The organism is Mammaliicoccus sp. O-M54, assembly GCF_022386035.1.
Lineage (GTDB): Bacteria > Bacillota > Bacilli > Staphylococcales > Staphylococcaceae > Mammaliicoccus > Mammaliicoccus sciuri_A.
Genome location: NZ_JAJNJE010000001.1, coordinates 758,773 through 772,311 on the forward strand (window position 1 = coordinate 758,773; position 13,539 = coordinate 772,311).

General features: G+C 31.9%; 14 protein-coding genes. 11 read left to right on the forward strand and 3 right to left on the reverse strand.

Annotated elements, in window-relative coordinates:
• The first annotated feature begins 474 nt into the window (after positions 1-474).
• The 10 genes from LQ673_RS03780 to LQ673_RS03825 all read left to right on the forward strand — a co-directional run bounded on the left by LQ673_RS03780 (position 475) and on the right by LQ673_RS03825 (position 10,216).
• Entirely contained in the window at positions 475-1,878 is a 1,404-nt protein-coding gene (locus tag LQ673_RS03780) for an anthranilate synthase component I (protein WP_159316275.1), read from the forward strand.
• Positions 1,875-2,471, forward strand: coding sequence for an anthranilate synthase component II (locus LQ673_RS03785; RefSeq protein WP_191836574.1), 597 nt, complete (start codon positions 1,875-1,877; stop codon positions 2,469-2,471). The genes LQ673_RS03780 and LQ673_RS03785 overlap by 4 nt, the downstream gene beginning before the upstream one ends.
• Positions 2,437-3,453, forward strand: coding sequence for an anthranilate phosphoribosyltransferase (trpD, locus tag LQ673_RS03790; protein ID WP_191836575.1), 1,017 nt, complete (start codon positions 2,437-2,439; stop codon positions 3,451-3,453). The genes LQ673_RS03785 and trpD overlap by 35 nt, the downstream gene beginning before the upstream one ends.
• Positions 3,437-4,231 carry an indole-3-glycerol phosphate synthase TrpC gene (gene trpC / locus LQ673_RS03795; protein ID WP_037587988.1) on the forward strand — a complete coding sequence of 265 codons (795 nt, stop codon included), beginning with the start codon at positions 3,437-3,439 and terminating at the stop codon, positions 4,229-4,231. Before trpD ends, trpC begins: the two co-directional genes overlap by 17 nt.
• Entirely contained in the window at positions 4,221-4,838 is a 618-nt protein-coding gene (locus LQ673_RS03800) for a phosphoribosylanthranilate isomerase (protein WP_191836576.1), read from the forward strand. Before trpC ends, LQ673_RS03800 begins: the two co-directional genes overlap by 11 nt.
• 5 nt (positions 4,839-4,843) lie before the next feature.
• Positions 4,844-6,061, forward strand: coding sequence for a tryptophan synthase subunit beta (gene trpB, locus LQ673_RS03805; RefSeq protein WP_103361024.1), 1,218 nt, complete (start codon positions 4,844-4,846; stop codon positions 6,059-6,061).
• The gene (trpA, locus tag LQ673_RS03810) at positions 6,054-6,785 is read left to right on the forward strand and encodes a tryptophan synthase subunit alpha (RefSeq protein WP_126477877.1); all 732 of its coding nucleotides are present in this window, start codon (positions 6,054-6,056) and stop codon (positions 6,783-6,785) included. The genes trpB and trpA overlap by 8 nt, the downstream gene beginning before the upstream one ends.
• Before the next feature lie 80 nt (positions 6,786-6,865).
• Entirely contained in the window at positions 6,866-7,525 is a 660-nt protein-coding gene (locus tag LQ673_RS03815) for a type 1 glutamine amidotransferase domain-containing protein (protein WP_037587994.1), read from the forward strand.
• 145 nt (positions 7,526-7,670) lie between these two features.
• Positions 7,671-8,924 carry an aminoacyltransferase gene (locus tag LQ673_RS03820; RefSeq protein WP_191836578.1) on the forward strand — a complete coding sequence of 418 codons (1,254 nt, stop codon included), beginning with the start codon at positions 7,671-7,673 and terminating at the stop codon, positions 8,922-8,924.
• 32 nt (positions 8,925-8,956) lie between these two features.
• Complete coding sequence (locus tag LQ673_RS03825; RefSeq protein WP_049318918.1) at positions 8,957-10,216, forward strand: aminoacyltransferase; 1,260 nt, start codon at positions 8,957-8,959, stop codon at positions 10,214-10,216.
• 161 nt (positions 10,217-10,377) lie between these two features.
• Here the strand turns inward: LQ673_RS03825 and LQ673_RS03830 are convergent, their stop codons facing one another.
• Both LQ673_RS03830 and LQ673_RS03835 read right to left on the reverse strand, forming a co-directional pair.
• The gene (locus tag LQ673_RS03830; protein ID WP_191836579.1) at positions 10,378-10,896 is read right to left on the reverse strand and encodes a histidine phosphatase family protein; all 519 of its coding nucleotides are present in this window, start codon (positions 10,894-10,896) and stop codon (positions 10,378-10,380) included.
• Positions 10,897-10,993: 97 nt separating this feature from the next.
• A complete protein-coding gene (locus LQ673_RS03835) occupies positions 10,994-11,743 on the reverse strand; it encodes a MerR family transcriptional regulator (protein ID WP_037588003.1) in 750 nt (249 codons plus the stop codon).
• A 137-nt stretch (positions 11,744-11,880) separates the two neighbouring features.
• On the opposite strand from LQ673_RS03835, the gene LQ673_RS03840 reads away from it, so the two are divergent.
• Complete coding sequence (locus tag LQ673_RS03840) at positions 11,881-12,459, forward strand: GNAT family N-acetyltransferase (protein ID WP_191836580.1); 579 nt, start codon at positions 11,881-11,883, stop codon at positions 12,457-12,459.
• A gap of 530 nt (positions 12,460-12,989) precedes the next feature.
• Here LQ673_RS03840 and LQ673_RS03845 read toward each other — a convergent pair.
• Positions 12,990-13,331 (reverse strand): hypothetical protein, encoded by a 342-nt coding sequence (locus tag LQ673_RS03845; RefSeq protein WP_025906054.1) that lies wholly within the window; start codon positions 13,329-13,331, stop codon positions 12,990-12,992.
• Positions 13,332-13,539: the final 208 nt, after the last annotated feature.

Here is a 13,539-nt window from a genome sequence, read left to right on the forward strand (position 1 = left end):
TCTCGTATAGTGATATTTAATTAATCCGAAGAAATCATTCGGAATTTGAAAGATGAGTATCTCGTGTTGATAGTAGCAAATAGAAAGCTAATGGTTGATGTAAATTAGCACTACACACAAAGAGAGAATTGGGCTTTCAAATTATCAATTAAATGAAATTTAGAGTGAACATGAAATTCAATGTTAACTAAGGTGGCACCACGGTAACGCGTCCTTACAGATAGCGTATACTGTGGTGTCTTTTTGTATACCTAAATCAGTGGTCATAAGTATAAATTAAATCCTGTAGCAATCAGAAAGTTAGTGGTTGATGTAAACTAACACAGTTTAATTTAGAAATGGGGACCATGTAGAAATAATTAAATATTTAATGAGTGAATAAGTTTTATACTTATTAATGAAGGTGGTACCGCGCATATGCGTCCTGTTTGATTAGGATGTTTATGCGCGGTTTTTTTATTAAGGAGGATTAAGATGATTATTAAATTTAAAAAGTTAAATGCTGATATTACACCAGAGACTTTAGGACAAATAAATCGTAAGAAAATGATTTTAGAAAGTGCCAGTACAGATCAAATGAAAGGTAGATTTTCGATTGTAGCTTTCGATGCAGTTGGAAAAGTGAACTTATATGATGATTATTTACAAATATTCATAAATGAAGATGAACAACTTGTACATGAACATCCATATGAATCACTAGAGGATTTCATCAATAATATGAAAGTTGATGAAGTTCCAGAAGCTTTAACACATTTACCATTTATATCTGGCATGATCGGGTACTGTAGTTTCGATTTAATTAGATATCAAAATAAATTACTTAAACAAATTGAATTGCAATCCGATATTCCAGACGCTTCATTTAATCTCGTTGAATCAGTATATGTATTTGATCATTTTAAAGAAGAATTGTTTGTTATCGCATCAAACTTGTTTAGTCAGAATACGGAAACACAAGTTGAGCAAGAACTTAATAATATGATTGAAACATTAAAAGATATTTCACTATTTCAAAATAAAATTGATCACACATTAAGAGGTGAACTTGAAACAAATATAAGTGAAGAAGATTTCATGCAAGAAGTCGAATATTATAAATCACTGATTAGTAAAGGTGATATGTTCCAAGTCGTACCTTCAAGAATTTATAAATATAAACATTACTTTAACGAACAACATAAAGATACATTGAAACTTCAAATTTATAAAAATTTAAAAAGACAAAACCCAAGTCCATATATGTATTACATTGACGATGAAGAAAGAAGCATCATTGGATCTTCACCAGAAAGTTTCATTAAAAAACAAGGTGACATCATTACAACGAACCCAATAGCTGGTACTAACAAAAGAGGTCAAACAGAAGAAGAAGATAAACAAAATGAAATTGAACTCATTACAGATGAAAAAGAATTAGCTGAACATCGTATGCTTGTCGACCTTGGAAGAAATGATTTGAATATGATTGCTCAAACAGGTTCAGTATATATGCCTAAGTTAATGACTGTTGAAAGATTTGAACATGTTATGCATATCGTCTCAATCGTCGAAGGTAAAATTAGACCAGACATTACACCGCTTCAAATGATTACAGCACTATTACCAGCAGGAACAGTATCAGGTGCACCTAAGACGAGAGCAATCACAAGAATTTATGAAAGCAGAAAAAGAAAACGCGGTATATATGCTGGTGGTGTTGGTTATATCAATTGCAACCATGATTTAGATTTTGCATTAACAATTAGAACGATGGTTGTAGATAACGAATATGTAAATGTAGAAGCTGGCTGTGGTGTTGTATATGATTCAAACCCGCAAAAAGAATTAAAAGAAACGATGATCAAAGCAAAAAGTTTATTGGAGGTTACACCATGATATTAGTAATTGATAATTATGATTCATTCACATATAACTTAGTGGATTTAATTAAGCAACATGATGATGTCGTGATCTATCATCCGGATGAGGCTCCATTCAATTTAAATATTGATGGATTGGTTATATCTCCAGGACCTGGTCATCCTGATGATACAGAAGACTTAAAAAATTTAATAGAAGCATATAAAGAAAAACCGATATTAGGGATTTGTCTAGGTGCTCAAGCATTAACGACATATTACGGTGTAGAAGTTGTCGTTGGGAAAGAAGTTAAGCACGGTAAAGTCGATCAAATTGATATTATCGAAACTTCTAAATTGTATCAAGAATGTGAGCAGCATTTTAATATTATGAGGTATCACTCATTAATTAGTGATGAAAAAACATTTCCGAACACTTTGAAAATTACAGGTAGAACGAAAGATTCCATACAATCATTTGAACATAAAATAAAACCACATTTCGGGATACAATTTCATCCTGAATCATTTGCTTCAGATCATGGAAATGAAATTATAAAAGCTTTTATCGACATAACAAAGGAAGGTGCAAATTATGAACACATTAAAACAACTCATTCAGTATCATGATTTATCGCAACAAGAAATGAAATCATTTGTAGATTTAATGATGGATGAACAAGCAGATGTATCATTGAAGGTTGCACATTTAGTAGCATTAAGTATGAAAGGTGAAACATCAGATGAATTATCGAACTTAAGTCAAAGTTTAATCGAAACAACATATAAAGAAAGACCTTATTTAGAAGATAGTATTTGTGTTTGTGGCACAGGTGGTGACCATTCTGGCAGCTTTAATATTTCAACAACCGCTTCATTTGTTGTTGCGGCAGCTGGCTTAAAAGTTTTGAAACATGGTAATAAAAGTATTACATCTAAAACAGGTAGCATTGATATCTTATCTGCTTTAAATATTCAAACAACACCTATTAAAGATGCGACAGAAAAAGTAAATGCGACAAATTTAGCATTTTTAAGTGCAACCGAAACATACCCGATTATGAAAACTGTACAACCTGTTCGTAAATCAATACCAACACCGACAACATTTAATTTACTTGGACCAATGATTCATCCATATCATTTAGATTATCAAGTGATGGGCGTTTATGATGAAACGAAACTTAAAATTATTGCTGAAGCAATTTATAAATTAGGTAGAAAACGTGCCATTATCGTGCACGGTGCAGGTGGCATGGACGAAGCTACTTTATCTGGTGACAACATTATATATGAAGTGTCTCAAGATGAAGGCATTAAACATTATACTGTAAATGCTGAAGACTACGGATTACAATCAGCGCCAAACGAATCATTAAAAGGTGGAACACCTGAAGAAAATAAAGTTATTACTTTAGATATTTTAACAGGACAAGATCATGGTCCTAAAAGAGATGTCGTTGTATTAAATGCTGCTTTAGCGTTATATGCTGGTCAAAAAGTAGACTCTATCAAAGAGGGAATTACGTTAGCAGAGTCTTTAATAGATGAGAAACATGCATTAAATATATTAGAAGCTGTAGGAGGCAAAGTTTATGACAATATTGGATGAAATCGTAGAATATAAAAAAACATTACTAAATAATCAATATTATGAACAAAAATTAAATACATTGGAAAAAGTGGATGTACAACATAAAACTTCTTTCTTAAGTCGTACACAGCAAGATAATAAGTTAAATATTATTGCTGAATTAAAAGCAAAAAGCCCTACAGTATCAGATATTCCGAAACGAGATATGGCTACTCAAATAAAACTATATGAACAATACGGTGCATCTGCTATATCTATATTAACGGATGAAAAATATTTCGACGGTAGTTACGAAAGGTTACAAAGTTTAACGACAAAGACGACATTACCTGTATTATGTAAAGATTTTATTATTGATAAAAGACAAATTGACTTAGCACATCATGTTGGTGCCTCTATCGTATTATTAATCGTGAATATTTTGTCAAAAGAAGAACTCGAAACATTATACGCATATGCGACAGAAAAAGGTTTAGAAGTACTTGTAGAAGTACATGATAAAGAAGAACTCGATATTGCACATGAAATTGGTGCACAATTAATTGGCGTTAATAATCGTGATTTAAAAAGATTTGTCACAGACGTTAAACATACGAATGAGATTTTAACACAAATTAAACCAGGTGTGACATACATTTCTGAAAGTGGTATTCGTACTTTAGATGATGTGAAAAGTATTATCGGTAGTGGTATAGATGGCGCATTAATTGGGGAGTCGCTAATGAAACATCCACACTTAGATGAATTTCTACCAAGTTTACGACTAGAAAAACAAGGTGAGCAACATGTTTATTAAATGTTGTGGCTTTCAAGATAAAGAGGCTATCGAAACAGCTGTCTTAAATCATGTCGATGCAATTGGATTTATCACGTATCCCAAAAGTAAACGATATGTATCTGTTGAAGAAATAAAGTCATTAAGTAAAGAAATTCCCCAAACGATTGATATCGTAGCTGTTGTTGTGAATTTAACAATGGTAGAAATTGATCAACTTATTCAAGAAACTTCTATTAATACACTTCAATTTCATGGTGATGAATCTGTATCATTTATACAAGAGGTTAAAGAAAAATATCCGCATATTAAGATTTATAAAGCTTTACCCGCTAATGATCAATTACTTGCTAATATAGAAGCTTTTAAAAATGATGTAGATTTATTTTTAATTGATACGCCTTCAAAAGATTATGGTGGTACAGGGGTATCTTATGACTGGTCCATATTAAATGAATTATCCAATATTCCGTATTTAATTGCCGGTGGTATTAATATAGATAAAATTAAACAAATCGAATCATTAAACTTTAATCATAATGGTTATGACATATCAAGTGGAATTGAAACGAACGGTCAAAAAGATAAAGAGAAAATTAAAGCATTACTAACATATGTAAAGGAATGATTGAATTGAATAAAAATATACAATTAGAAGCAGATGAATTAGGATTTTTCGGTGAATTTGGTGGCCAATATGTACCAGAAACATTAATGCCAGCTATACAAGAATTAAACGATACGTATCAACAATTAAAAAATGATCCGGAATTTCATAAAACATTAAATGCTTATTTAAAAGATTATGTAGGTAGAGAGACACCTTTAACATATGCTGAGCGTTATACAGAAGCACTTGGCGGCGCAAAAATATACTTAAAAAGAGAAGATTTAAATCATACTGGTGCTCACAAAATTAATAACGCATTGGGACAAGCACTAATTGCAAAGAAAATGGGTAAAAGGAAGCTCGTTGCTGAAACTGGTGCTGGTCAACATGGTGTAGCGAGTGCAACAATTGCAGCGTTGTTTGATATGGAACTTATAGTATTTATGGGTGAAGAAGATATTGAAAGACAAGCATTAAATGTGTTCAGAATGGAATTGTTAGGCGCTAAAGTTGTACCTGTAACAGACGGACAAGGTACATTATCAGATGCCGTAAATAAAGCATTACAATATTGGGTTTCACATGTTGAAGATACACATTATTTACTTGGATCAGCGCTAGGTCCTCATCCATTCCCAACTATCGTAAGAGATTTACAAAGTGTGATTGGTAAAGAAATTAAGAAACAAATATTAGAAAAAGAATCCCGATTACCAGATGCAGTTGTTGCATGTATAGGTGGCGGTTCAAACGCAATTGGTACATTCTATCCGTTTGTAAATGATGAATCTGTTAAATTATACGGCGTTGAAGCTGCAGGTGAAGGTGTAGATACTACTAAACATGCTTTAGCTATAGAAAAAGGGAAACCTGGCGTGTTGCATGGTTCTAGAATGTATTTAATTCAAGATGAAAATGGACAAGTCGAACTTGCGCACTCAATTTCAGCAGGATTAGATTATCCAGGTGTAGGTCCGGAACATAGTTATTATAACAATATAGGTCGTGTTCAATATCCGAATGCAAGTGATACTGAAGCGATGGATGCGCTTATTAAATTTACACAATTAGAAGGTATTATTCCAGCTATAGAAAGCGCGCATGCATTGAGTTACGTCGAGAAACTAGCGCCAACAATGGATAAAGACGAAATTATTGTTGTGACGGTTTCTGGTAGAGGAGATAAAGACATGGAAACAATTAGAAAGTATATGCAAGAGAAGGGGGATCATCATGCGTAAATTATTTATACCATATGTCATGGGAAACAAAGATTTTATAGATTCAGTCAAACTTATGGACGAAAATGGTGCAGATTATATTGAAATTGGCTTACCTTTCTCAGATCCTGTAGCTGATGGTCCAACGATTATGGCAGCCGGTCAAGAAGCGATTAAGCAAGGTATGTCTGTTAATAAAATCATTGATCAACTAATCGAACATAAAGATGAAATCAATACACCTTACTTATTTATGACTTATTATAATTTAATTGATGCATACGGTGTCGACGCTTTTATAGAACGAATTGCTGAAGCGAATGTTTATGGGTTAATCATTCCAGATTTACCATTTGAACTTGGACAAAGATTTAAAAAACATTTACAGCCTAAAAACATTAAATTAATTTCTTTAATTGCGATGACTTCTAGTGATGAACGAATTAAGCAAATAGCTGAGCACGCGGAAGGATTCATTTACACAGTGACAATGAATGCGACGACTGGTGATGGCAGAGGTTTCCATGAATCTTTAAAAGATAAAATTAAATTTATACAACAACACGCTAATGTACCTGTTGTTTGTGGATTTGGTATTAGAACTGAAGAACATGCTAAAGAAATAAAGTCATTTAGTGACGGCATTGTGATTGGTAGTGAAATTGTTAAAAGATTAAAAAATGATTCAATAGAACAAACTCAAGCATATTTGCAAAGTATTAGAAAAGCTTTAGATGAAGATTAAAAAAGCATAACCCTTAATAGAAGAAAAAGAAACACACTTCATGTATAATCGACATTAACAAATGAAAAGGAGTGTTTCTAATGAGCAAAAAAGTTCTCATAGTTGTTACAAATGCATCTCAATTTAAAGATGGAAAACCAACTGGGTTATGGCTAGAAGAAGCAGCAATTCCTTATAAAGTATTTATTAAAAATGGATTAGAAGTGGATATTGCATCTGTAAAAGGTGGTAGTGTTCCGATAGATCCAAATTCAACTCAAAATGACGAAGCTAAAGAATATCATGACGTATTAGAAAAGTTACAACAAACATATAGTATTAGAGACATCGTGTTTGAGAGTTATGATGGCATATTCTTACCTGGTGGTCACGGAACAGTATTCGACTTCCCAAATAATGAAGACTTGGAAGATATGCTAGCATATTATAGAAATAACGATAAGGTGATTGGTGCAGTTTGCCACGGTCCAAGTGCATTTGTTGGCGCTAAGCTTCCAAATGGGAACTATTTAGTGGATGGTGTTAAATTAACTGCTTTTACTGATAGTGAAGAAAAAGCAATGAATTTAGAGAATGATGTACCATTCTTGCTACAAACACAACTTGAAAAGCAAGGTGCTCGATTCGTTAAAGGTGCTGACTTTGAATCGCATACAGTTGCAGACGGTAAATTTGTCACAGGACAAAATCCAAATTCTAGTGAAGAGGTTGCCGAAAAATTTGTAAATGTATTAAAATAGTTTAGCAATATAAATAAAAACCTGCCATTTGGTAGGTTTTTATTTATGAAATAATGGTATAGTAATGAGTATTATTTTAGAATAAAGACAAAATATTGTATAATTGTAACAAATACATAAAAATGAGATTGGGAGTATTGTATAAATGAAATTTACAAATTTAACAACTGGTGAATTTGAAGCTTTTACAAATAAAATGCCGTACGCGCATTTTACACAAGCAGTAGGTAATTATGAATTAAAAACTTCTGAAGGCACTTCAACACATTTAGTAGGGGTCAAAGATAATCAAGGTGAAGTATTAGCTGCATGCTTGTTAACAAGTGTACCAGTTATGAAGAAGTTTAATTACTTTTACTCAAATAGAGGACCAGTAATGGATTATGACAACAAAGAACTTGTTGACTTTTTCTTTAAAGAAATCGTGAGCTATTTAAAAAGTTATAAAGGATTATTCTTTAGAATCGATCCTTACTTGCCATATCAACTAAGAGATCATGATGGCAATATTAAAAAATCATTCAACCGTGATGGTTTAATTAAACAATTTGAATCATTAGGCTATGAACACCAAGGCTTCACAACTGGTTTTCACCCAATACATCAAATTAGATGGCATTCAGTACTTGATTTAGAAGGTATGGACGAAAAGACACTCATCAAGAACATGGATAGTTTGAGAAAAAGAAATACTAAAAAAGTTCAAAAAAATGGTGTTAAAGTACGATACTTATCTAAAGATGAAATGCCGATATTCCGTCAATTTATGGAAGATACAACAGAGAAGAAAGATTTCAACGATCGTGGCGATGACTTCTATTACAACAGATTAAAATACTTTGAAAATGTAAAGGTTCCTCTAGCTTATATAGACTTTGAAACTTACATTCCACAATTAGAAAAAGACCATGAACAATACAACAAAGATATTGCGAAAGCTGAAAAAGATTTAGAAAAGAAACCAGATAATCAAAAAACAATTAATAAAATAGACAACTTAAAACAACAAAGAGAAGCAAATGAAGCTAAATTAGAAGAAGCACGTCAATTACAACAAGAACATGGTGATACATTACCAATAGCAGCGGGTTTCTTCATTATCAATCCATTTGAAGTTGTATATTATGCAGGTGGTTCATCTAATGAATATCGTCACTTTGCAGGTAGTTATGCAATTCAGTGGGAAATGATTAAATACGCTTTAGATCACAATATTGACCGTTATAACTTCTATGGTATCAGTGGAGACTTCTCAGAAGATGCACCTGATGTTGGCGTTATTAAATTTAAAAAAGGTTACAATGCAGATGTTTATGAATATATTGGTGATTTCGTTAAACCAATTAATAAACCAGCGTACAAAGCATATACAACACTAAAAAAAGTATTAAAAAAATAAATGATTTTCAGTAAGAGAGGAATTTAGATAATATGAAATTTACAGAATTAACGGTTACTGAATATGATGAGTTCGTATCTGATAGTCGATACGAAAGTCACTACTTTCAAGTAAAAGAAAACATCAAGACGAGGGAAAATGATGGTTTTCAAGTTGTATTATTAGGTGTTAAAGATGAGAATAACCAAGTCGTTGCAGCAAGTTTATTCTCTAAAATACCAACATTAGGTAGTTATGTGTATTATTCAAATCGTGGTCCGGTAATGGATTATAGCAATCTAGATTTAGTGACATATTACTTCAAAGCACTTGAAAAGTACTTAAAACAACATCAATGTCTATATGTTAAAGTCGACCCATACTGGATTTACAATATATACGATAAAGATATTAAACAAATTAAAGAAGATGGCGCAAATGACCAAATCGTTGATCTCATTAAATCACTAGGCTATGACCATCACGGCTTTACGACTAAATATGATCCATCAAGCCAAGTAAGGTGGATGGGTGTCTTGAACTTAAAAGATAAAACATTAGCAGAAGTTAAAAAAGGATTCGACAGCCAAAGAAAACGTAACGTCAATAAAGCGCATAATTATGGTGTTAAAGTACGTTTCTTAGAACGCGATGAATTAGATATATTCTTTAAACTATATAGAGAAACAGAAGAAAGAGCTGGCTTTATTTCTAAGACAGATGAATATTTCTTAAACTTTATCGATACATATGGTTCTAAAGCATTAGTACCATTAGCATATATCGATTTAAACGAATATATTCAATCAACTCAAGAGAATTTAAACGAATTAGAAACAAAACGCGATCAAATGATGGCGAAAGAAAACAAATCTGAAAAACAATTAAAGAAAATTGCTGAAACAGATCGTTTAATCGACCATGCACAGAAAGAATTATTAGAAACTAGCGAACTCATTAAAACAGACGGTGAAATCTTAAACTTAGCATCAGGTGTATTCTTTGAAAATGCATATGAAATCAATTATTTCTCAGGTGGCTCAAGTGAAAAATACAATCACTTTATGGGACCATATATGATGCATTGGCATATGATTAATTATTGTTTCGAAAATGGATTCGATAGATACAATTTCTACGGATTATCAGGAGATTTCACTGAAGATAGCGAAGATTATGGTGTATATCGATTTAAACGAGGATTTAACGTTCAAATCGAAGAATTAATCGGAGATTTCTATAAACCAATCAATAAGAAAAAATATTTCTTACACAATGTAATCCAAAAAGTACGATCTAAAATTAAAAAGTAATCAAAAAAGCTGAAATTCATTTTTCAGCTTTTTTTGTGTTAAATATGGGGTTAATAGCATATATCATATTTATTCGATTAATTAGTTTACATAATATATATTATAGGAAGTTAAGTATATTGACTTAGGGGACGCCTATTCTACATATATATCTAACTATTTTATATTGTTACATGTTTAACTTGTAACGCTTCATCAATTGCATATAGATCTGGATTCTTTAAAGCTTTCCATTCTTCAAAGCCAAATTGTTTGTCGAAATGATTTAGTAATAATGACATGATGTTACCATGTGTAACAATTAATGCTTGTTCATTTACTGGTATCGACTTAAATACTTCTAATATTCGCTGTTGAGCTTCTAAACTTGTTTCGCCATTATGTATGCGATAATTAAAGTCACTGAAAGTCATTTTAAGCTCAATTAGCCAATTATCTATTGGTAAGTCACTTAAAATGCGCTCATTTAAACGGCTATCATAAGTTAACGGTGTTTGGTATTTTGTTATATATGGTTTGATTGATTCATAAGTACGATTCATTTCACTGACATATATATGGTCAATATTGAGTTTAGCTAATACAGGTACTAATTGTTGTGCTGACTTAATGCCATCTGTCGTTAAAGCAGCATCAAAGTCTTGTCCAGTAGCTTTGCAATGTCTTAATACATAAATCATTAAATCACTCCAAATAGATTTTAGGAAAGCATATCATACATCAGTATAAATAAAAACCACTATAAATCGAAATAAATACGATTTATAGTGGTTTATGCTATTGATTCATTTTGACATAACTTGCAATTGCTTTACTAGCAAATTGTGCGGTACCGTCACCAAATTTATTAATATTTTTAGTAAATCTTTCATCACTTACATACATATCACCAATACTACCAAAAACTTCTAAACTATACTCGCAATCAATATTAGAATTTAAATACGTGTACCATCTTTGTACAATTGATTGAGCAATTTCTGAGTCTGGAGATTCATTTCTGTTTGCTGCAAATGCTCTAAAGATATCATTCATTTCTTCTTCTTTTGAAGCTTTTTCTTCTTTAGACCAACTATTAATGCGATTGTTCGCTTTATCTACAGTTTTATTCCCCCACTTTTCACGTGCTTCATCTTCATATTCATTCTGATTAAACTCAAAGCCTATAAATTTATCTTCATTCGTCATGTTAATTTCTCCTTTCATATGTTTCGTCGTTTGATCTATCGTTTGAATCATTTGATCAATTCTTGTTCTTTTATTGATGAGCATCTTTTTATGCATATTTAATGCTTCTTCTTTATCAAACGAAGGATCATCAAGAATTTCTTTTATCTTTTTTAGAGGAAAATCAAGCTCTTTAAAAAATAAAATTTGCTGTAATCTGTCTACATTCTCGTCTGAATACAATCGATAACCAGAAGATGATACATTAGACGGATTCAGTAAATTAATTTCATCATAATGGTGAAGCGTGCGCACACTTATACCGACTAATTGAGCAATTTCTTTAACAGTCATTTCCATTTACTTAACCTCCTCATAACCCTACTATAAAGTCTTACGTTACGTTAGAGTCAACTATATAATCAAAAAAATAAATAAAGTCAATTTCGTACATGTTATAATACATATAGAATATCACGTAAGTCAGGAGTTTTATAATGAATAAAGAGATACAACTTGAATTAAAATTAGAAACATCTCGTTTAATACTACTAGCTGGAGAACAAATTTTTTCATACAAAGAAACAATAAAGGACGAAATGCTGAACTCAGTAGATACGTTAAAAGATTGGGTAGCATTCTTCAACTATCAATTTGACGAATATAAAGTGACTGATTTTCTTAATAAATCAACTGACACACAGTATAACAAAGAATATTTTAGATACTTTATCTTTGAAAAAGACACGATGCAATTTGTAGGATCAGTTGTCCTTCAAGATATCGATTTAAGATTACCATCATGTGAAATTGGTTATTGGGCAGTCAATTCAGGTTTAGGCAAAGGTTATATAACAGAAGCTATTCAATATATTACGCAACATGTTATAGAAAATCATGGCTTTGTAAGAATAGAAGCATACATAGATGTTAAAAATACAAGAAGTATTAACACCATTGAAAGATGTGGGTATGAACGAGAAGGAACATTAAAGAACTCAGATCTAAGCGCAAACCAACAAAGTATTATTAACGAAGCACTCTATGCAATCACGACACCTGTATATTTTAAATAGAGAAAGATTGAGCGACTGGGATATATAGAAATATCTCAGTCGTTATTAGCAAGTTTGGTGAGAAGTGCAAATACTTGTGCCGTTATTAGCAAGTTTGATGAGAAGTGCAAATACTAGTGTCGTTATTTGCAGTTTTGGGTGAAGGTGCAAATACTGGTGTTGTTATTAGCAAGTTTGGTGAGAAGTGCAAATACTGGTGTCGTTATTAGCAGATTTGGCAAGAAGTGCAAATACTGGTGTCGTTATTAGCAGATTTGGGTGAAGGTGCAAATAACGAGTGTGTTAGTAACAGTTCAGCCGAGTTTTGTAATTATAGCGGTCCATAGTAACAGTTCAGCCGAGTTTTGTAACTATAGCAGTCCATAGTAACATTTCAGCTGAGTTTTGTAACTAAGACCCTCGTTACGAACAAGTTTGGCGAGAAGTGTTCACAAGACCGTCGTTACGAACAAGTTTGGTCAGAAGTGTTCCTAACGCCCGACTAAGCAATCAAAAAACGACTAAGATATAGAACTATCTTAGTCGTTTCACTATTTATTACGTCTTTTTAATTCATTAAATTGACGTCCATCTTCTATTGTTTCATCTTGACTATGTTTTTCAGCTAATCTTTTTTGATTCTTTCTCATTAAGTACCATGTTAATAAGCATACAAATAAACTTACGATTGCCATAAATGCGGCATAGCCTAATAATGGTTCGTATGTAATATCATAAAAATTAGGTAATATAAATGCGATCATACCTAATACGACAAATGTCAAAATTGCACTGATGACGTGTTTTTTAAGTATTAATGATGATAATACAGAAAAAACAATAACGACGACAAATGAAATCCATAAGTAGTTTGGGAAATCAAAAATATTCAAGATGCACGCCTCCTTTATCTAGTTGTACTGGTCTATACCCCTTTTATTTATGTTTAATTACGATATAGATAGAAATTTGATTTATTTATATAAATTTAATTGTACATTTGCAATTTTGTTTAAATTTTACGGACATAAGCGCACAAATGTGACCATGATGCGCGAGATGAATTGTTCGAATAGTGCGTTGTATCATATGACGTAGAAG

Bases quoted from the DNA above. Each gene is read 5' to 3' on its own strand.
- LQ673_RS03780 (WP_159316275.1), top strand. From the start codon at position 475: ATGATTATTAAATTTAAAAAGTTAAATGCTGATATTACACCAGAGACT.
- LQ673_RS03825 (WP_049318918.1), top strand. From the start codon at position 8,957: ATGAAATTTACAGAATTAACGGTTACTGAATATGATGAGTTCGTATCT.
- LQ673_RS03830 (WP_191836579.1), bottom strand. From the start codon at position 10,896: ATGATTTATGTATTAAGACATTGCAAAGCTACTGGACAAGACTTTGAT.
- trpD (WP_191836575.1), top strand. From the start codon at position 2,437: ATGAACACATTAAAACAACTCATTCAGTATCATGATTTATCGCAACAA.
- trpC (WP_037587988.1), top strand. From the start codon at position 3,437: ATGACAATATTGGATGAAATCGTAGAATATAAAAAAACATTACTAAAT.
- trpA (WP_126477877.1), top strand. From the start codon at position 6,054: ATGCGTAAATTATTTATACCATATGTCATGGGAAACAAAGATTTTATA.
- LQ673_RS03835 (WP_037588003.1), bottom strand. From the start codon at position 11,743: ATGGAAATGACTGTTAAAGAAATTGCTCAATTAGTCGGTATAAGTGTG.
- LQ673_RS03785 (WP_191836574.1), top strand. From the start codon at position 1,875: ATGATATTAGTAATTGATAATTATGATTCATTCACATATAACTTAGTG.
- LQ673_RS03820 (WP_191836578.1), top strand. From the start codon at position 7,671: ATGAAATTTACAAATTTAACAACTGGTGAATTTGAAGCTTTTACAAAT.
- LQ673_RS03800 (WP_191836576.1), top strand. From the start codon at position 4,221: ATGTTTATTAAATGTTGTGGCTTTCAAGATAAAGAGGCTATCGAAACA.
- LQ673_RS03840 (WP_191836580.1), top strand. From the start codon at position 11,881: ATGAATAAAGAGATACAACTTGAATTAAAATTAGAAACATCTCGTTTA.
- LQ673_RS03815 (WP_037587994.1), top strand. From the start codon at position 6,866: ATGAGCAAAAAAGTTCTCATAGTTGTTACAAATGCATCTCAATTTAAA.